This is a genomic window from Saccharothrix sp. ST-888 (assembly GCF_000955975.1).
Lineage (GTDB): Bacteria > Actinomycetota > Actinomycetes > Streptomycetales > Streptomycetaceae > Kitasatospora.
This window is the reverse complement of sequence record NZ_JYJF01000008.1, coordinates 43,981-64,337: the sequence shown is the minus strand read 5'-3', so window position 1 is coordinate 64,337 and position 20,357 is coordinate 43,981. Positions and strand designations below refer to the sequence as shown.

The 20,357-nt window shown below is 75.1% G+C and carries 7 protein-coding genes; all 7 read right to left on the bottom strand.

The features are described from left to right. Positions 1-44: 44 nt before the first annotated feature. A complete protein-coding gene (locus UK12_RS05785; RefSeq protein WP_197084597.1) occupies positions 45-1,652 on the bottom strand; it encodes an MDR family MFS transporter in 1,608 nt (535 codons plus the stop codon). After that, a complete protein-coding gene (locus UK12_RS05780) occupies positions 1,649-7,984 on the bottom strand; it encodes an SDR family NAD(P)-dependent oxidoreductase (protein ID WP_156178558.1) in 6,336 nt (2,111 codons plus the stop codon). Before UK12_RS05780 ends, UK12_RS05785 begins: the two co-directional genes overlap by 4 nt. A 123-nt stretch (positions 7,985-8,107) precedes the next feature. Next, positions 8,108-10,408, bottom strand: a complete 2,301-nt coding sequence (fabD, locus tag UK12_RS05775; protein ID WP_156178557.1) for an ACP S-malonyltransferase — start codon at positions 10,406-10,408, stop codon at positions 8,108-8,110. Between the two features lie 74 nt (positions 10,409-10,482). Then, positions 10,483-11,265, bottom strand: a complete 783-nt coding sequence (locus tag UK12_RS05770) for an enoyl-CoA hydratase-related protein (protein ID WP_045300248.1) — start codon at positions 11,263-11,265, stop codon at positions 10,483-10,485. 2 nt (positions 11,266-11,267) lie between these two features. Continuing rightward, the gene (locus UK12_RS05765) at positions 11,268-12,500 is read right to left on the bottom strand and encodes a hydroxymethylglutaryl-CoA synthase family protein (RefSeq protein ID WP_045300246.1); all 1,233 of its coding nucleotides are present in this window, start codon (positions 12,498-12,500) and stop codon (positions 11,268-11,270) included. Between the two features lie 153 nt (positions 12,501-12,653). Continuing rightward, positions 12,654-13,409 (bottom strand): thioesterase II family protein, encoded by a 756-nt coding sequence (locus tag UK12_RS05760; RefSeq protein ID WP_045300318.1) that lies wholly within the window; start codon positions 13,407-13,409, stop codon positions 12,654-12,656. After that, positions 13,387-20,340, bottom strand: a complete 6,954-nt coding sequence (locus UK12_RS05755) for a non-ribosomal peptide synthetase (RefSeq protein WP_082119338.1) — start codon at positions 20,338-20,340, stop codon at positions 13,387-13,389. Before UK12_RS05755 ends, UK12_RS05760 begins: the two co-directional genes overlap by 23 nt. Between the last annotated feature and the right edge of the window lie 17 nt (positions 20,341-20,357).

Below are 20,357 nucleotides of genomic sequence, written 5' to 3'. Positions count from 1 at the left end.
GCGCCCCGCTGCGGCGTCTGTGCAGATTTGAGCAGTCCGCCGGTTCAGCCCCGGCCGGCCGCCCCGGCCTGGCCTGCGGCTCCGGCCTGGTCGGCGGCGGGGGCCGCGGGCTGGGGCCTGGGGGTGCTCTCGCGCAGGAAGAAGGAGATCACCAGGGCCACCAGCACCATCGGCACGCAGGTCAGGAAGACGTCGGAGAGCGCGTCGGAGAACGCGGTCAGCACCTGGTGCCTGAGCGGTTCCGCCAGGGCGTGCACCGCCTCCACGTTCGCGCCCAGCCGGGCCCCCGAGCCGGCGGCCGGCATCGCGTCGGCAGGCACCTGCTCGGCCAGGTGGGTGGCGAGCCGGGAGGCGAGGACGGCCCCGAGCACCGCGGTGCCGACGGCCGCGCCGAGCCGCTGGGCGAAGTTGGCCGCACTGGTGGCGGCGCCCATGTCCTTCAGCGGCACGCTGTTCTGCACGGCGGTCACGATGGTCTGCATGGTCAGGCCGACACCCGCACCGAACAGCGCCGAGTAGAGCGCGACCAGCCCGTACGGGGTGTCCACGCCGACGGAGGAGAGCAGCGGCATGGCCACCACCAGCGCCACCGCGCCGCAGATCGGGAAGATCTTGTACTTGCCGGTCTTGCTGATCATCTGGCCGGAGTACATGGAGGTGGCGATGAGCCCGAACATGGCGGGCAGCATGGCCAGTCCGGAGCGCGTCGGCGACATGCCCTGGACCACCTGGAGGTAGACCGGGAGGAAGACGATCCCGCCGAACATCGCGGCTCCGGTGGCGAATCCGAACAGCGCTCCGATGCTGAAGACGCCGTTGCGGAACAGGCTCATCGGCAGCACCGGTTCGGCCGCCCGCTGCTCCACCAGCACGAAGGCGACGGTGAGCAGGACGAACCCGGCGACCAGCGCGAGCGGGCCGGGTGCGCCCCAACCATACTGTGTCCCGGCCCAGTTGAGGTAGAGCAGCAGGGAGGTCACGGCCGCCACCACCAGGCCCGCGCCCGCGTAGTCGATCCGGTGGCTCCGGCGCGCGATCGGCAGGCGCAGCCCGAGCGAGGTCACCACCAGGGCGGCCAGGCCGACCGGGACGTTGACGTAGAACACCCAGCGCCAGCCGGGGCCGTCGGTGAACCAGCCGCCCGCCAGCGGTCCGCCGACGCTCGCCAGCCCGAACACGGCGCCGAACAGGCCCTGGTAGCGTCCGCGCTCCTGCGGCGGGACGACGTCGCCGATCACGCTCAGGGCGAGCACGAACAGGCCGCCGCCGCCCACGCCCTGGAGTGCGCGGAAGACGACCAGCTGGCCGAGGCTCTGGGCCACCCCGCACAGCACCGAGCCGAGCAGGAAGATGACCACGGCGGCCTGGAAGGCCGGCCGGCGGCCATACAGGTCGGAGAGCTTGCCCCAGAGCGGGGTGACCGCCATCGAGGTCAGCAGGTAGGCCGTCACCACCCAGGGCAGCTTGTCGAGGCCGCCCAGGTCGCTGACGATGCGCGGGAGCGCCGTGCCCACCACGGTCTGGTCCAGGGCGGAGAGGAGCATGCCGACCATCACGCCGCCGATGGCCAGCCTGACCTGACTCTGCGTCAGGGTGGCCGGAGCGGGCGCTGCGGGTTCGGTGGCCGACTGGCCGGGTTCGGTAGTGCTCATCGCGGTCCTTCCGGTGTCGCCAGGGGCAGGCCCGGGACAAAGTCCAGTTCGAGGATCGAGGAGACTTGAACGTCGGTTTCTTGAAAGGCACTTGACCGTACAGCAGAATCACCCGATTGCGCCGGGCCTCGCTCCAACCAGAGCCGGCGGCGGCGGAACACCGGGGCGGGCAGCGACTCGCGCACCGGTACTCCGGGCGGGCGCAGCCGGGTGTCCAGGTCGGTGGCGATCAGGTGGGCGTTGGTGCCGCCGAGTCCGAACGAGCTCAGCCCGGCCACCCGCCGCCGTCCGTCCGCGGGCCACGCGGCGGCCCCGGCCGCCGGGCGGAACGGCGAACTTCCGAACTCGAAACGCGGATTGGGCCGTTCGCAGAAGAGCGTGGGCGGCACCACGCCGTGCTCCAGGCAGAGCGCGACCTTGATCAGACCCGCCATCCCGGCCGCACTGAGCAGATGCCCCAGGTTCGACTTGACGCTGCCGATCGCGCAGCCGCCGACCTGGTCGGTGCTCTCCCGGAACACCTCGGTGAGCGCCTGCAGCTCCATCGGATCGCCGATCATGGTGCCGGTGCCGTGTGCCTCCACCAGCCCGACCTCACCGGCGCTGCGGCCAGCGGCGGCGAGCGCCCGCCGGACGACCGCGGCCTGCGCCTGCGGGCTCGGCGTCGTCAGTCCCATGGTGTGGCCGTCGTTGTTGACCGCGACGCCCTCGATCACCGCGTGCACCCGGTCACCGTCGGCGAGCGCGGCGGCGAGCGGCTTCAGCAGCACCGCGCCGACCCCCTCGCCGGGGACGAAGCCGTCGGCCCGCTCGTCGAAGGTCCAGCACCGGCCGGTGGGCGACACCGCGCGCGCCGCGCTGAACTCCAGGTACGGCTGCTCGTCCAGCAGCACCTCGACGCCGCCGGCCAGCGCGACCTCGGCGTCCCCGGCCAGCAGACTGCGGCAGGCCAGCTGGACAGCCACCAGCGAGGACGAACAGGCGCTGTCCACCAGGAGGTTGGGCCCACGGAAGTCGAAGCGGTGGGCGACCTGGGCCGCGATGAAGTTCTGGTCGGACTGCAGCACACCGGCCCGCCAGTCGGCCCGGCGGCCGTAGGAGGAGATCCGGCCGCCTACGAACACCGCCACGTCGCGGCCCCGGAGGCCCTTCGGTCCGTACCCCGCATCCGCGAGGCAGCCCGCGGTCGTCTCCAGGAACAGCCGGATCGCGGGATCGAGGTGGGTGGCCTCCTCGTCACCCAGACCGAACGGTTCCGGGTCGAACTCCTCGACGCCGTCCAGGAATCCGCCCCACTTGCTGACCGTCCGGCCGAGCTCGTGCACCGGCCGGTACCACTCTGCGGGGTCCCAGCGGGCGACGGGCACCTCGCCCACGGCGCACCGGCCGGCGGTGAGCAGATCCCAGTACGCGGCCAGGTCCGGCGCGCCGGGGAAGCGGCAGGCCATGCCGATGATCGCGATCCGGGTGTCGGCCGAGCCCGGAGGCGAGCCGGGAGCAGGGGTGGGAGCGGGAGCGGCGAGCGGAGCCGCGACGGGGTCCGGGGCGGGTGCCGGGCCGGAGCCGGTGGCGGGGACAGGGGCAGGGGCCTGCGGCACGCGGTGGCCCTGGGCGGCCAGCTCCGCGGCCAGCTCGTCCAAGGTCGGGAAGTCCAACAACAGTGACGGCGGCAACCGCCGGCCCACCCCCTCCTCCACCCGCAGCAACAACTCACCCAGCATCACCGACTCCACACCCAGATCCCCGAACTCCACCCCCGCATCGAGCTCCCCCACCGGAATCCCCAACACCCCCGAGAACACCCCGGCCAACCACGCCGCACTCGGCTCCCCCGGTGCCTCCGGTGCCTCCGGTGCTTCCGGTGCTTCCGGTGCTTCCGGTGCTTCCGGTACCGCGAGGGCCGGCGCCGGCTGCGCCCTGCCGGGCAGCTTGGCGAGCGGCAGCACGGCAGGGTCGACCGGGCCCGCCAGCGGGGGCGCGGGCAGGACGGTGCCGCCGGACGGCAGGGCGATGACGCGCTCCAGGATGCGCAGCGCCTCGTCGTCGCCGAGGGCGGCGAGGCCGGCCGGTTCGCAGACGTTGCGGCCGCCCTTGCCCGAGCCGCTCTCCCGCCACATCGGCCAGTTCACCGAGCGGTACCAGCCCTGGCCGGACTTCAGCCGCTCGGCCGCCACGAAGTCGAGGCAGGCGTTGGCGGCGGCGTAGTCGGTGACCCCGGTGGCCAGCTGCGGCACGGCGGCGCAGACCGAGGAGAAGAGCACGAAGAAGTCCGGCCGGTCCCGGTCGCAGAGCCCGGCCAGCACCTGCGCCCCGTCCGCCTTCGGCTCGAAGGTGGCCGCGATGTCGGCGGGCGACTTGTAGGCGAAGGCGGGGTTTCCGGCACCGACCGCCCCGGCGCAGTGCACCACCCCGGCGATCGGCCCGAACCGTGCCCGTACCCGGTCGAGGAACGCGCTGACCGCCGGACGGTCGGTCAGCGGGCCGGTGTGCCAGTCGACTTCGACGCCCGCGCGCTCCAGCTCCAGGACGGCGCGGACGGCCTCGGCGGCCACCGGTTCGAGGACCGTGCCGTCCTGCCAGCGGGCCCGGTCGGGCAGCGGCCGCAGACCGGTGATCGCGATCCGCCGGGCGCCGCGGTCCGCCAGGTGGCGGGCCACCCTGGCGCCGATCCCCCGGGTGCCCCCGGTGACCACGTACGCGGCGTCCGGGCGCAGCCGCAGCGGCCGGTGCGGTGCCGCCAGCTCCGCCAGGACCGGCAGCAGGCGCCGGCCGGCCCGGTGGACGACCTCCGCCTGCGGCTCCGGGCGCTGCCACTCGGCCCAGACCGCGGCGGCCAGTTCGCGCTCCCGCCCGTCCGTCAGGTCGGTGTCGAGCACGGTCGCGTCGAGCCGCGGGTACTCGGCGCCGAGCACCCGCAGGAAGCCCGCCGTCCTGGCTCCCGAGAGGTCGGCGGGCACCGGGTCGGGCTCCGGCAGCGCCTGTAGGCCCCGGACGACCTGAAGCCCGCGCCAGGCTGCCGTCGGGCGGCCCGCCAGCAGGGTCTGCACGACGCGCAGCCCGGCCGTCCGGTCCGGGGTGCCCCCCGCCGGCGGCCGGAGCGCGGTCAGGTCGATCCAGCCGCACAGATCGGGGTGCTGCTCCAGCAGACGGCGGGCGACGGCGGCCGCCTCCGCACCGTCCCGGTAGCCCGGCACCCCGTCGCCCCGGTCCGCGCCGGCCCGGACCACCAGGACGCGGTGCGGCCCGGACTCGGCCAGCGCCCTGGCGAGCGGTTCCCCGGCCTCGTGGCACAGGCAGAGCACCACTCCACCGGCCGGTCCCCCGCTGACGGTCGCGGGGACGCCGGCAGGCGCAGACGGCGCCTCTACCCAGGTACGGCGGAGCAGCGGGGTCTCCGGCCCTGCGGTCACCACCGGCACCGACTCTCGCTCCGACTCGGGCGCGGAGACCGTCGGCTGCGGCGCAACTGCCGCCCCGGAGAAGGCGGTTGGCACCGGTCCCGCCGTCTCCGGCACCCAGCAGCGCATCCGCGCGAAGGGGTAGGTCGGCAGCGAGACGATCCGGGGCAGCCCGTCCATATCGTCCCGGTACAGCCGCTGCCAGTCGATCCGACCGCCCTCGACCCAGTGCCGGGCCAGCGCGGCGAGGTCGGCCTGGTCTTCCCGGGCGGCGTCCTGTGGCTCGGCAGCCTCGGCGCGCGCACCCGCCGGCACCCGGCCGAGCACCGCCGCGCCCGTCCGCCCTTCGGCCAACGCGTCGAGCTGCGCGAGGAGTTCGGCGTGGTCGCGGACGACCATCGCGGCGCGTTCACGCAGCGGCTCCCGGCCGACCGCGAGACTGTAGGCGAGGTCGCGGAGCGCCGGCCCGGCCGGGGGCGCTGCCGGGGTACCGCCGAACGTCCGCACCAGCCGGGCGGCGAGCTCCCCGGCCGTCGCTGCGGAGCCGGTGCCGTCGGCGGCGATCCGGGCGAGTTCGGCCAGCAGGCCGCCAGTGTCGGGGCCGGTGTCGGCGGCGGGCTGCGCGGACCGGTCCGCCGCTGCCCCGGGGACCGGACGCAACCGGTCCACCAGGCGTCCGGCCAGCTCGCGCAGTGCACGGCCGTCATGGCCGGAGAGCACCACCAGCTCGGGGCGGCCGGGTCGTTGCACCGACGGCTGCGGCGGCTCGGGCGCCTCCTCCAGCACCACATGGGTGATCGTCCCGCCGGCGCCGAAGGAGCTGATCCCGGCCCGGCGGGGTGCCCGTCGGCCATCGGCGGACGGTTCGGGCGCGGGCCATTCGGCGGCCTCGCGCTGGACCCGGAACGGCACCTCGTCCCAGGCGACGTTCGGGTTGAGCTCCTCCGCGTGCAGCGAGGGAGCGAACCGGTGGTGCTTCAGCTGGAGCACCACCTTGGTCAGCCCGGCGATACCGGCGGCCGCCTCGACATGACCGACGACCGACTTCACCGAACCGATCGGCAGGGAGCCGACGGGCCGGTCCGGCGACCCGAACACCCGCTGCAGCCCGTTGATCTCCACCGGGTCGCCGAGCGCGGTGCCCGCGCCGTGTGCCTCCAGGTACCCGATCGAGGACGGCTCGACCCCCGCGTCGTCGAGGGCCCGGCGCACCACCTCGGCCTGGGCGACCGGACTCGGCACGATGTACCCGTTCGTCCGGCCGGCGTGCACCACGCCGGTACCGCGCACCACGGCGTGCACCCGGTCGCCGTCCGCCAGTGCCCGGGCCAGCGGCTTCAGCAGCACCACGCCGACGCCCTCGGACGGGACGAAGCCGTCGCCGCCCAGCCCGAAACTGCGGCAGCGCAGGCTGGAGGAGGTCAGCTGCATCTCGCGCTGCTGGATGAACTTGTTCGGGTGCAGCGAGAGGTTGATCCCACCGGCGATGGCCAACTCGCAGTCCCCGCTGCGGAGTTCCTTCACCGCCAGGTGCAGCGCGGTCAGCGAGGAGGAGCACATGGTGTCGACGGTGAGGCTGGCGCCGTTGAGGTCCAGCAGGTACGAGACCCGGTTGGCGATGTTGCCGAGCGCCCCGCCCGAGTACCCGGGGCGGCCGCGCAGCGACTCCTCCACGCCGAAGAAGGTGTAGTCGGCGTACATCGACCCGGCGTACACCGAGACCCGCGAGCGGTGCTGCTCGCGCAGCCGTTCGCGGGTGTAGCCGGCGTCCTCCAGCAGCTCCCACACGGTCTCCAGGAAGATCCGCTCCTGCGGGTCCATCAGAGCCGCGTCCCGCGGGGTGATGCCGAACAGCAGCGGGTCGAAGTGCTCGACGTCGTCGAGGAAGCCGCCCCACATCCGGTCGACCGGCCAGCCGGGACGGTGCCGGTGCGGCGGCAGCTGGGTGACGCAGTCGCGGCCCTGCGAGAGGTTGACCCAGAACTGTTCCAGGTCACGGGCCTGCGGGTAGCGTCCGGCAAGGCCGATGACGGCGATCGCCCGGTCGTCGGCACCGACCGGCGCTGCCGGAACGGCGGGTGTCGTCGGGGCAGTGGGTGGCGTCGGGGCGGCGGGACGACGGCGTCTGCGGGCGAGCTCACCGGCGACCCCGGCGAGGTCGCGGTGCTCGAAGAAGAGGGTCCGCGAGGGCTCGCCGAGCTCCTGTTCCAGGACCGCGTTGAGCCGGTTGACCTGCAACGACGTCAGCCCGTAGTGGTCGAAGGGCACCCTGGCACCGACCTCGGCCACCGGCAGGCCGGACACCTCCGCGTAGGCCCGGCGCAGCAGCTCGACGAGTTCCCCGACCACGGCCTCCTCCACCACGGCCTCCTCGACGGCAGGCCCGTCGACGCCGGGCGCCACCCCCGGGCGGGCGAACGGGTAACCGGGGAGCTCGACCCGCCCCGGGGGCGTCGCCCAGTAGGTGTGCCAGGGCAGATCGGCGCCGCCCAGCCAGCGGTCCACCGCCTCGGCCGCAGTGCGCGGCGGCGCCTGTCCGCCACCGGGCCGGGCGGGGTCGGCGGGGTCGCCGGGCAGGCCGGGTTCCGCGACGCCGCTGCGCAGACCGGGGTGCGGCCGGCCGGCCAGGAAGGCGTCGAGGGCGTCGACCAGCCCGCCGACGCTCGCACAGCTCAGGGCGAGCCGGTGCGCCATCGCCACCCGGCCGGTCTGGGTGGTCCAGGCGATCCGGGGGAGGAGGTCCGCCGGCGCCGATCCGGCGCGGCGGGCCAGCTGGTCGCGGAGCCGTTCCGCGTACCGCAGCAGCGTGTCACGGCCCGCCGCCGAGACGAGCACCACCGGCGGGTCGAACGGTGCGGGCGGGTCGAAGGGTGCGGGCACCACCTCCCCTGGCCCGGTCGGCTCCGCTCCCGTCGTACGCGCGTTCAGGTCCATGGCGGCCCACCCCGGATGTGTCGGACGGTCGTCTCGAAAGCTCGCGACGACGGGTCCTCCGTGGTCCAAGGACGCAGGCCGCCGCTGCGCGCGACGCTAGTCCGGGCCCCGTGGCCGGTCTGCTCACAACTGAGCACCGTGCAGGCCCCGGGCCAGCAGCTCGGCGGCCCCGGACATGATCCAGTCGGCGATCCCGGCCACGCTGCGGTCCGGTCCGCCGGACGGCGCGGAGCCGGAGGCCCCGGGCGCGGACGCCGCCCGGTTGAACTCCGCCAACTCCGGCCCGCAGCGCAGCTGGTAGTCGGCCGACCGGCCGGGTTCGGCACGGATCGCCCAGCGCGCCGACTCCTCCAGGTACCAGCGGAAGGCCAGCGCCATCCGCCGCCGCGGCCCGTCGGGCACCGGCCGCCCGGCCGCCCGCAGCTCCGCGCACAACCCCTCGCACAGCTCCTCGAAGGGACGGCCGAGTACGGCACTCTCGATGTGCCGCCTGGTCCGGGAGTCGATGTCGCCGTACGCCCGGTGCGTGCGGTACAGCCGCAGCAGCCGGTTGGCCCGGGCGGGGAAGAGTGTGCCGCGGCGCACCACCCGGACACGGGCGCCGAGTTCGAAGTGGTCGGCGGCGGGCGCCCACCCGGTGTCCGCCGGCCCTACGGCCGCCAGCAGTTCCCGCACGGCGGCGGGTACGGGCGACTCCTCGGCGCACAGGTTGATCCCGGTGGTGACGACGAAGTCGGCACCGAGGGCGAAGGCTGCGGCCGCCGACTCCGGGCCGCCGACACCTGATCCGACGCCGACGTGCAGCGGTTCCCGATAGCCGTGGGCAACAGCCGCCTGTTCGGCCACCCTCCTGACCGAGCACAGCAGTTGGCCGGTGTCGGCGGTGTGTGTGCGCCAGCCGGAGCCCGCGTCGGTCCAGACGTCGCAGGCGACCGGCAGCCGGCGGCCGGCGGCGGCCTCCTCGTCGGTCAGGTCCCCGTCGCGCACCAGTGCGTCGAGCACCGCGTCGGCGGGCGGCGACAGGAAGGCCGCCGCGTGGTCGGGGCCGTGCACCCGGGCGAGGACGTGCCGGACCGCGGTCGGGCGGCCGGACGCGTCGAGGTGCGCGCCCGAGCAGCGGAAGCGCACCAGCTCACGGCTCGGCCCGAGCGGATGGTCCGACTCCACCCGGTCCACCCCCTGCCCGAGCAGAGCGTCCACCGTGGCGGCCTCCGCCCCGGAGCGCCCCAGCGGCACACCGCCCAGCAGCGCACCACCGGCCACCGCACCGCCGGGCACCGTGCCGCCGACGGGGGCGCCCGAGCCGGCCGTGCCGGGCCGGATGTCGTGGAACCCCATCAGCCCGGCCCGGCCGAGCGCTTCCACCAGCCCGGCGGAGCCCACTCCCGTACCGGCGGAACCGACCAGGTAGGCCCGCCGAAGCCCGTACCGGGCACGGAAGCTCGCGGCGCCCAGGCGCTCCGGCGTGATCGTCGGCACGGGCCGGGGACGCGGCTCGGGGCCGCCCTTGCGAAGACGGTGCTCGGGGGCGCCTGCAGAGAGACGGTGCTCGGGCGCACCCTTCGGGAGGCGCTGCTCGGCCACCGCCCACAGCTTGCCGAGGACGCTCCCCGGGCCCAGCTCGACCAGCGCGTCGACACCCTGTTCGCGCAGGTACCGCAGGCTGTCCCACCAGCGGACCGGCCGGAGCAGGTGCCGGTGCAGCAACTCGCCGATCTCGCCGGGCCGGTGGGGCCGGGCCGTGACGTTCGAGACCACCGGAACCCGGGGCTCGGCGAAGTCCACCCGCCGCAGCAGTACGCCGAACTCCCCGGCCGCGCCCGCCATGTGGCGCGAGTGCGCGGCGACGCCGACGTTCAGCAGCACGCACTTGGCCGCGCCCGCCGCCCGCAGCACGTCCGCCAGGTCGCGGACGGCGTCCTCGGGGCCGGAGAGCACGGTCTGGTCGGGCGAGTTGTGGTTGGCGATCTCGACCCCGGCCGCCACCATCGCGGCGCCGGGACCGTCCAGGGCCGCGCGGAGCCGGTCCGACTCCAGGCCGACGACGGCCAGCATCCCGCCCCCGGTCGCCCGGCCCATGATCTCGCCGCGCGCCCGGACCAGGCGCAGCCCGTCCGCGAACCCGAGGCTGCCGGCGGCGAACAGGGCGGCGTACTCACCGAGGCTGTGCCCGATCAGGAACTCCGGCGGGCCGTCCTCCCGGGCCCGCCGCAGGTACATCAGGGCGCTGACCGTGAACAGGGCGGGCTGGAGGTAGCGGGTCTGGTGCAACAGCCGGCGGTCGGCTCCGAGGCAGAGCTCCCGCACCGGGCGGCCGATGATCTCGTCCGCCTCCGCACAGAGCTCGGGGAACTCCTCGAACAGACCGGCGCCCATCCCCTTGCGCTGGGACCCCTGACCGGGGAAGGCCCATACAGTCGCCAATGCGGTCACTCCTCGCGGGTCGGCGGACGAATCTGCGGACGCGCCGACGGCAGGCCGGGTCCGCCCCAGGCGGCTCAGCGCTCCCAGGGGTAGCGGCCGCTCCGGGCGAACTCCTCGATACCGGACCGGACTTCCGGCCGGGACATCAGCCGGGCGAACTCCGCCACGGCCCGCTCGCCCTGCTGCTCCCCGATCGGCGCGAGGCTGCCCAGGTAGCGTTTGGCGTCGCCGATCACCGTGCCGTCCAGCCGGGCCAGCCGACCGGCCAGCCGCCGGACGAACTGGCCCGCGTCGTCGGACAGTTCGTCGGCCAGCCCGCAGGCGAGGGCCTGCTGGGCGGTCAGCGGCAGGGTGCTCAGGGTCATCGTGGCGGCCCGCTGGTGGCCGGTGCGCCGGATCAGGAACGGGAGCACACTGCACGGCAGCAGCCCCCAGAGCGCCTCGGGCAGGCCGAAGCCGCCGCGCCCGGTGGTGTGCACGAAGTCGCAGGCCGCGACCAGCCCGACGCCGCCGCCGGAGACCCGGCCGTCCACCGTCGCCACCAGCGCCCGGGGCGTGGTGGTGAACCGCCGCAGCAGCGCGAAGAAGGCCGCGCCGCCCAGTTCGGCGGCCGGGTCGCCGAGCGCGTCGGCGGCCTTGCCCCGCGCGGCCTCGCGCATGTCCATCCCGGCACAGAAGGTGGTCCCCTCGGCGTCGAGCACGACCAGGCGGCAGCCGCCGTCCTGCTCCGCGAGATCGAGCGCCTTGCCGAGTTCGGCGATGAGGGTGGCGTCGACGGCGTTCTGCCGGTCCGGCCGGCGGAGCGTCACCCGCAGCACCGGGCCGTCCGCGCGGCAGCTCAGGGTCGTCCAGTCCATGGTCAGCTCCACCGGTAGCGGCGATGGAAGTTCTCGATCCGGTCCAGTACGAGCAGGCCCGCGCCCTCGAACCGCTCCCGGTACACCGCGCCGTACGACGCCGGGTCGAAGACCCGGTCCTGGACGCCGAACGCCCGGTCGCCGCCCAGCTCGCTGAGCCGGTCGTACTCCGCGGTGTCGAGCTCGCGGCGCTCGGCGACCGCCCGGCCGATGCCGAACCGCGCCAGCTCCGCCTTGGCGCCACCGCCGACCACCCCGCTGAAGAACTCGGAGGCGCAGCCCGACCCGTACGAGAAGAGCCCGATCCGCTGCGGATCCTCGGCCGGCCGGGAGTCGATGAGCGAGCACAGGGCGAGGTAGAGCGAGGCGGAGAAGAGGTTGCCGACCCGGCTGCCGTAGCCGAGGCTGCTGCCGACCCGCCGTTCGAAGTCGGTCTCGGCCTCGCGCGGCGACATCCCCAGGTACTTGCGCACCAGCACCCGGTGCGCGCCCTTGACCATGCCGGCGAACGGGACGTGCAGCACCAGGTGGGCGAAGCTCTCCCGCAGGTCGGCGCCGGCCACCCGGTCGAGGTAGGCGCCGAAGCTCTTCTCCAGGCAGGTCAGGTACGACAGCAGGGAGAGGTCGGAGTCGACCACGTCGAGGTCCGGCCGGGGCCGGGCGGTGTCCATCACCTCGTAGGTGTGGTACCCGGCCGCGCCCGGGTCGAGCTCCAGGATGCGGGGGCGGTCGCCGATCAGCATGGCGACGGCACCGGCGCCCTCGGAGGGCTCCCAGTAGGTACCCCGGGAGGCGGCGCTCGGCGCGTCGGTGGCGATCACCAGGGCCTTCACGCCGGGCATCGGGTCGGAGCCGACGATACCGGCGGCGGTGCGCAGTGCCGCGGTGCCGCCGTAGCAGGCGTGCTTCACCTCGAAGGAGCGGCAGCGGGGGTTCAGCCCCAGGTGGTGGTGGATGTAGGTGCTGATCGGCTTGCCCAGGTCGAGACCGGACTCGGTGCCGACCACCAGCAGTTCGATCCGGTCCCGTTCGGCGGGGGCGAGCGCGTCGAGCAGCGGGCGGGCCGCGTTGACCGCGTTGGTGACGGCGTCCTCGCAGGGCAGGTTCACCGATTTCTGATGCATCATCAGATTGCCGAAGCGGGCGAGGTCGAGCCCGCGCGCCCGGAACAGCGACTCGACGTCCACGCAGGCGCGCCCGACGTAGGCGTTGATGGCCTCGATGCCGGTCCCCATCCGTGCTCCCTGCCTGCTCGGCGGGCCGCCGTCGCAGCCCGGAGACACCGTTCTACCGCCACCGGCACCGGCGGTCTGCTCACTTTTGCACGGTCGGCGGAGTCGGCCGCCGCCACGGCGGGCCGGGCCGGCGCACGGCCGGCCCCGGTCCGCTCACATCGGCACGGCCTGCAGCAGGTCGGAGCGGATCTCCCGGACCAACTCCGTTCGCGGGCCGCTGAGATAGAAGTGCCCACCGGTGAAGACCCGCAGCCGGAACGCCACATCCGTGGTCTCCCGCCAGCGGCCCATCTCCGCCGGGGTGACCTCCGGGTCGCGGTCGCCGGTGAAGGCCGACACCGGACAGGTGAGCCGGGGTCCGTCGGCCGGGGCGTAGGTCTCGTTCAGCTCGAAGTCGGCCCGCATCCCCGGCAGGAACAGCCGCACCAGGTCGGGCTGGTCGAAGACCTCCTCCGGGGTGCCGCCCAACTGCCGTACCGCCGCCAGGAACTCCTCCTGCGGCGCGTGCGCGATCGGCCGGCGGCGGGCCGCCAGGTGCGGCGCCCGGCGCCCGGAGACGAGCAGCCGCTGCAGCGGTCCGTCGGCCGGCTCGGCGCAGAACCGGCGGGCCACCTCGTAGGCGACGGCGGCACCCATACTGTGCCCGAACACGGCGAACGGCCGGTCCGCGTACGGCCTGAGCGCCGCCACCAGCGGCTCGATCAGCCGGTGCATCCGGGTGTACGCGGGCTCCAGGTGCCGTGACTCCCGGCCGGGCAGCCGGACCGGGCAGACCTCCACCTCCGGCAGCAGCGCGGACCGCCAGGGCCGGAAGAAGGCGGTGCCGCCGCCCGCGTGGGCGAAGCAGAACAGCCGCACCGCGGCCGGGTCCCGACCGGTGGCCGCACTAGTCAGCCAGGGGCTGTCCATCGCCGCCGTCCTCCCTCGCCTCGGGCCCGCCGGAGCGGACCACCAGATGTCCGTATGTCCCGCTCGCGCCCAGCGCGTTGATCAGCGCGCGGCGGACGGTCCCGTCCGCGCCGTCCCACCGGGTGGGCCGGTCCACCACCCGCAGCGGGAGGCCGTCCCAGTCGACCAGCGGACTGGGCCGGTCCGCCACCAGCGTGGGGGCCAGCGTCCCGTGCTTCAACTGGAGCACCACCTTTGCCAGTTGGGACAGTCCGGCAGCCGACTCCAGGTGGCCGATGTTGGGCTTGAGGGTGCCCAGGGGAAGCGGCCGATCCCGCCCGCCGCCGTCGAACACGGCGGCCAGCGCCTCGAGTTCGGCGGCATCGGCGATGCTCGCACCGGCCGCCGCGCACTCCGCGTACCCGATGTCCGAGGGGCTGAGGCCCGATCCGGCCAGTAGCCGCTCCAGCGAGGCCGCCAGCGCCTGCGCGCGGGGGGCGCCGTAACGGCTGCTCCGCCCCGCGTGCCCGACCGCGGACGCCTCGATCACCGCATGCACCAGGTCGCCGTCACGGGCGGCCGATTCGGCCCGCCGCAGCAGGACGGCCCCGACCCCCTCGCCGGGCGACCACCCGGAGGCACCGCCGTCGAACGCCCCTGCCGCGCCGTGCTCCGCGAGCAGGCCGAGGCCGGCGAGCAGGTCGAGGTGGTACGGATGCGTGATCAGGTTGACGCCCGCGACCACGGCCGCGTCGCACTCACCCTGCCGCAGGCTCTGCACGGCCAGGTGCACGGCCGCGAGCGAGGACGAGCAGGAGGTGTCCACGACCAGGCTGGGCCCCCGGAAGTCGAAGACGTGCGAGATCCGGTTCGGGATGTCGGAGGCCGCTGCCGCGAACTCGGCCGGCCCGCCCGCCCGGTGGCGGTCGGCGCCGGTCTGCCGGTGGTCGTGCCACATGACACCGACGAAGACACCGACCCGCTCGGCGGTGCGCCGCAGCGAGGCGGCGGTGTGCCCGGCGTTCTCCAGGCACTCCCAGACCACCTGGAGGACCGCCTTCAGCTGCGGGTCGAGGGTCGCCGCCTCCTGCGGCGAGATCCGGAACAGCAGGCTGTCGAAGCCGTCCGGACTCTGGAGATAGCCCCCGTCCGGGAACGCCCGGTCGGCGGCGGCGCCACGGGCGGCGGCCAGCGCGGCGGCCCGGTCGGCCGGGAGGGGGCGCACCGAGCGGCGGCCGGTGCTCAGATTGCGCCAGAACCCGTCCAGGTCGGCCGCGTCGGGGTACCGGCCGGCCATCCCGATCACCGCCACCTCCGCCGCCGCCCGGCCCCCGGCCCCGGACTCTGCGGTGTGCAGCGCGACGGCGGTGGCCTCGCCACGCACGGGGGCGGCGGGCGCCTCGGGGGCCACCGCCCCGCCGATGAAGGCGTGCAGGAACCGCTGGCCCGCGTCGAGCCGGAAGTGCTCGCGCACCGCGTCGAACTGCATCGTGCCGACCGGGCACAGCCCGATGCCCGATGCCGCCTGACCGCTCATCAGCAGCTGCCCGAGGTAGCCGGCCTCCAGGGTCAGGAACTCGCCGGTGAGCTCGCCGTACAGCGGCTCGATGCCCTTCGGCTGCCCGATCAGGTAGATCTCGAACCCGGCCGCGTCGAAGACCGGGCGGTTGTAGAAGAAGTGCGCGTTGCGGTCGATGCCGGAGACGTCGGCGACCCGCTGGAGGACGTGCCGGTCCGGCCGGTAGTAGTAGACGCCTTCCGGCAGGCCGGCCACGCCGTCGGGTCTGACGTGCAGGTAGACCTGCACCGCGTAGGTGTCCCCGGCGGAGGGGTAGAGGTGGCGGGGCTTTGCGCCGCGCTCGTCCCGGCGGAGCAGGGCGAGCAGGCCGCTGAGCGCCTCGACGGAGACCGGCTCCGGGACGAAGTCGCGGCGGCTGGCCCGAGCCGCGTACTGCTCCTCGGGGATCTCGACGGCGGTCAGCGCGAAGAGGTGCTCGTCCGGCCGTTCCGGGCGCAGCTGCCACTGGGCGGCCTTGAACTCCCGCCGCTGCTCCGGGGAGAAGAAGTCGACCTCGGCGGGGGCGGTCTCGGCGGCACTCCGCTCTTCGGCCTGCTCCGGGCCCGGCTCGGACGGCCCCTCGGCGGTCCGCTCGGCGGCGGGCGGTACGGCCGGGCCCGGCCCGCCGGGCAGCAGCGCGGCGACCTGCCGGGCGATCGCCGAGACGGTGGGGTCGGCCAGCAGCGCGGAGACCGGAATGCGCTGCCCGTGCCGCTCCTGGAGCGCCGCCGAGAGCTGCACCACGGTGAAGGAGGTCACGCCCTGGTCCCAGAGGTCCTGGTCGGGGTCGACGGACGCCACGCCCAGCAGCCCGGCGAGCAGCCCCCGGATCTCCTCGGCGAGCGGGGCCGCCGCCGCAGGCTCATCGACCGCCGTCGGCGCCCCCGCGTCCGCCGGGACCGCACCCGACGCCTCCAACGGCCAGGGCAGTGCCGCACGGTCGAGCTTGCCGTTCGGCGACGCCGGGTAACCCGGCACGAACGCCAGGAAGTTGGGGACCATGTAGCCCGGCAGCGTCTCCCCGGCGAAGTCCCGCAGCTCGCGCACCGAGGGGGTGACGGCATCGTCCGCGGCGACCAGGTAGGCGACCAGTTTGCGATCACCGGTGGCGTCCGGCCGGGCCAGCACCACCGAGTCCTGCACGGCCGGATGGAGCCGCAGCCGGTGCTCGATCTCGCCGAGTTCGACCCGGTGTCCACGGATCTTGACCTGGCCGTCGGCCCGGCCCAGGAAGCACAGGTTCCCGTCCGGCAGGTGGCAGGCCCGGTCGCCGGTCCGGTACATCCGCTCGCCGGAGCCGGGCCGGAACGGGTCGGCCGGGAACCGCTCCGCGGTCAACTCCCGCTGCCCGTGGTACCCGAGGCTCAGGCACGGCCCCGCGATGTACAGGTCGCCCTCCACCCCGACCGGACAGGGCTCGGACCGCTCGTCCAGGACGTAGTAGCGGGCGTTGTCGATCGGCCGGCCGTACGGGATGCTGCGCCACTCGGGGTCGATCTCCCCGATCCGGAACCAGTTGGACCACACCGTCGCCTCGGTGGCCCCGCCCAGGCTGACGACCTCGGCACGCGGGAAGACCGCGCGCAGCCGGTCGGGCAGCGGCAGCGGCGTGTAGTCACCGCTGAGGAAGACCAGCCGCAGGTCGGCGGTGCCCGGGTGCCCGGTGAAGTCGGCGAGCAGCGGCGCGAGTTGGGCGAGCGTGGTGGGAGCCGAGTTCCAGAAGGTGATCGGCTCCGCCACCAGCACCCGGGCCAGCAGTGCCGGATCGCGCTGCTCCGCCTCGTCGGCCAGGTACAGCCCGGCACCGCGCCCGAGCAGCCCGAGGATGTCGAAGACCGACAGGTCGAAGCCCAGCGAGGTGACGCACAGTCCGGTGTCGGCCGGCCCGAAGTCGAACGTCCGGTAGCACCAGGTGAGCAGGTTCAGCACGGGCCGGTGCGCCACCGCCACACACTTGGGCCGCCCGGTGCTCCCCGAGGTGAAGATGAAGTACGCGGTCGAGTCGGCCGAGTTGAACGGCGGGAGGTTCCCGGGGTCGTCGCCGTCACCGGCCCGCACCACCTCGTCCAGGTCGACCTGCCGCAGGCCGTGCGAGCCCAGCCGGTCGCCCCAGGAACCGTCGGTGACCATGACCTCGGCGCCGCCGTCGGCGATCATCCCGAGGGCCCGCGCGGCGGGCAGCGAGGGCTCGACCGGCAGGTAGACACCACCGGCCTTGAGCACGCCGAGCACCGCCACCGCCATCCCGGGTCCGCGCCGCACCGAGATCGCCACCGGCACCTCGGGACCGACCCCGAGCCCGCGCAGCCGCCGGGCGAGCAGGTTCGCCCGGCGGTTCAGCTCGCGGTACGTCATGGTGCCGCCGCGCCAGCGCAGCGCGACCGCCTCCGGCTGCTCCGCCGCCCGGTCCTCGAAGAGGCACTGCACCGGACGGTCGTCCGGGTAGTCGGCGGCGGTGTCGTTCCAGTCGTACAGGAGCCTGCGCCGCTCGCCCTCCGCCGCCGCACCGGCCGCCGAGGACTCCGGTACGGCCGGCGCGGACTCCGATCCGGCCAGCGCGGCCCGGAAGCGCGCGAAGAGCTCCGCCGGCCGGCCCTCCGGGAAGGCGTCCGCCGCCGTGTCCCAGCCGATCTCCAGCACCCGTCCGTCGTCGACGGTGACGCAGTCCAGTGCGACACCGGGCGTGGCCGTCCGCCAGGGCCCGGCCTCGACGCCCGGCGGCAGCGGGTCCGCGCCCAGGTCGAGGACACAGGTGTAGACGACGGGATGGGCGAAGCTCCCGGAGCGGCGCAGCCGCATCGCCCTGGCCCGCAGCTGGACCAGTCCGTCCGCCGCGTCCATCGCGGCGTCCTCGTCCAGCGTCCGCTGGTACCGGGCCGCCGCCGCTTCGGTGGACGGGTCGCCGTCGGGCGCCACCACCCAGCTCAGCGCGGTGAGTTCGGCCGGTCTGGCCGGTTCGCGCGACGCGCTCCAGCGGACCACCGGGACGGCGAACGGCTCCGGCCAGTGCTCGGTGAGCGCCTCGGTGAAGGCCGCCAGCAGCAGCGCGTCCAGGCCGGTGCCCAGCCGTGCGGCCCGGTCGGCGAGCGGCGCCCGGTCGAGCCGGAGGTCCAGCCGCAGGCGCGGCCCGCTGCCCGGCTCGACCGGCGGACCGGACGGCAGCTCCGCCACCCGCTCCCGCCAGTGCGCCTCGGCCTCGGCGAGCGGCGCCGCACCGTCGGCTCCCGGCACCGGAGCCTCCACCGGGAGCACCCGGCGCGGCGCGGCGCCCGGATCGGTGTACAGCCGCATGAGGTCCCGGCCGAGCAAGGTGATGCTGCGCGCGTCCGCCGCCAGCAGGTCGATGGTGAGGTGCACCTCGGCGGCGCCGGTGTCGTCGACGGTGGCCGTCAGCTCCCACAGCCGGTCGGCGTCCGGTGGGAACGGCCGGGTGGACAGCTCGGTCCGCAGCTCCGCAAGGACGGCGGCGCCGGCGGCGCGGAGGGCGGTCACCGGCAGGTGCCAGGGCGGCGTCTGCGCGGCGGTCAGCAGCCGGCCGTCCGGCGTCACCGTGGAGCGCAGCACGTCGTGCTCCCGGACGAGCCGGAGCCAGGCCGCCTCCAGCCGGTCGCGGTCCAGCCCGGCCAGCCGGAAGCTCTGGTAGACCTGGCAGCCCTCACCGCCCTGGGCCCCGCCGTCGAGGCCGCCGGTGGCCCGCGCCACCAGGTAGGACTGCTGGAGCGCGTTCAGCGGGCGCACCAGCGGTTCTCCGGCCGCCCCCGCGACGCCGTCGGCACTCGCGCCCCGGTCCGCGCCCGCGACCCGTCGCAGGGCGGCCTCGAACGCGGCGAACAGCCGGTCGGCCAGGCCGTCGGCGAACAGCCGCTCCGCGACGTCCCAGCGGAAGTCGAGGCCGCCGTCGCGCTCCCACATCTGGTGGTCGAGCGCGACGCCGGACGTCTGGCTGACGGCGTAGCGGATCCCGTCCGCGAAGCTGCCGACCGGCCGGTCCGGGCGGCTGGTGTCGACCATGCTGGTGAAGACCACCGGCAGCTGCTCCCCGGGGCGCCGCTCGCGCAGCGCCTCGATCCCGGACACGGCGGCGTGGCCGAGGTCCTCCCAGAGCAGGCGGTGCACGGCGCGCGCCGCGTCGGCCGTGGTGGGGCGGGCCTCGGTGGGGAACACCACGGTGGAGGTGAAGGGCCCGACCAGCCGGTCGGCGGCGGCGGGCAGCCGCAGCCGGTCGCTGGCGGTCAGCACCAGGGTCAGCGGGCCGCCCGCGTCGGCGGTGCCGAGCACCTCGGTGAAGACGGTGAGCACCAGAGCGGTCGGCGACACGCCCCAGTCCAGCGCGCGGTCCCGCAGCGCCTGCCAGTCCTTGGCGTCCAGCCGGCCGGTCCGGGGAGTGCGCAGAAAGCAGTCCGGACCGTCCGGTTCGGTGGGTGCGGCGGGCGCCAGCACCCGTGGTCCGGGCGGCAGTTCGGCCAGCCGCCGGGCCCAGTAGTCGGCGTCGGCCCGGTAGGCGGGCGTGGTGCGGTGCCGGGCCATGGCGAGCACGCAGTCCCGTACCGAGAACGGCACGGGCTCGGGCTGCCACCCGGGGTCGCGGTACCAGTGCCACCAGTCGTCCAGCAGCACCTCCAGACCGTGGCCGTCGGTGAGCATCGCGTCGACGGAGAAGTGCACCACGGCGCGGCCGTCGGCGGTCCGGGTCGCCTCGATCCGGTAGGCGGGCCACGCGCCCGGCGGGTAGCGGTGGTGCGAGAGCCGCTGCCGGGCCTCGGCGACCCGCGCCTCGAACTCCTCGGGCGGCTCTACCTGATGAACCGTCAGTTCATCGGGGGGCGCGTCCTCGGACACCCGCTGGAAGACCCCGCTGACGGTGCTCCGGAGCATCTCGTGGTGCGCCACGACCCGCTGCCAGGCGGCCCGCAGCCGGGCCACGCCGGTGTCGTCCAGGACCTCCACCGCGAACTCCAGGTACTGGTGGCAGCCGACCGCGTCCGGCCCGAGCTCCACGTACTTGCCGACCGTGTACGCCTGCTGGATCGGCGTCAGCGGGAACGGGTCGCCGCGCTCGGCCGGCCGCGCGCGGACCACCGGTGCGGCCGGGGCGCGGCCGTCCGGCACCAGCGCCGCGAGCCGCCGGGCGAGCGCCGCCGGGTCATGGCAGTCGCCCAGCAGGCTCAGCGGCACCTCCACGCCGAGCGTGCTCTCCAGCTCCATCACCAGCCGTGCCGCAGCCAGCGAGGAGAGGCCGAAGGAGGACAGCGGCGCGGTCGGCAAGACCTCGGCCCCGGCCGGCAGGAGCTCGCGCAGCAGGTCGAGGACGATGTCGGCGACCTCGGCCGCCGACCGCTGCCGCTGCGCCGGGGCCGGCTGTCCGGCCCGGGCGCTGTCAGGTACGGAGTGCATCGGAATCTCCCAGGCCG

What these genes read in the sequence shown, in the direction of transcription:
- UK12_RS05785 (WP_197084597.1), bottom strand. Translation starts at nt 1,652, where the DNA reads ATGAGCACTACCGAACCCGGCCAGTCGGCCACCGAACCCGCAGCGCCC.
- UK12_RS05780 (WP_156178558.1), bottom strand. Translation starts at nt 7,984, where the DNA reads ATGGACCTGAACGCGCGTACGACGGGAGCGGAGCCGACCGGGCCAGGG.
- UK12_RS05770 (WP_045300248.1), bottom strand. Translation starts at nt 11,265, where the DNA reads ATGGACTGGACGACCCTGAGCTGCCGCGCGGACGGCCCGGTGCTGCGG.
- UK12_RS05765 (WP_045300246.1), bottom strand. Translation starts at nt 12,500, where the DNA reads ATGGGGACCGGCATCGAGGCCATCAACGCCTACGTCGGGCGCGCCTGC.
- UK12_RS05760 (WP_045300318.1), bottom strand. Translation starts at nt 13,409, where the DNA reads ATGGACAGCCCCTGGCTGACTAGTGCGGCCACCGGTCGGGACCCGGCC.
- UK12_RS05755 (WP_082119338.1), bottom strand. Translation starts at nt 20,340, where the DNA reads ATGCACTCCGTACCTGACAGCGCCCGGGCCGGACAGCCGGCCCCGGCG.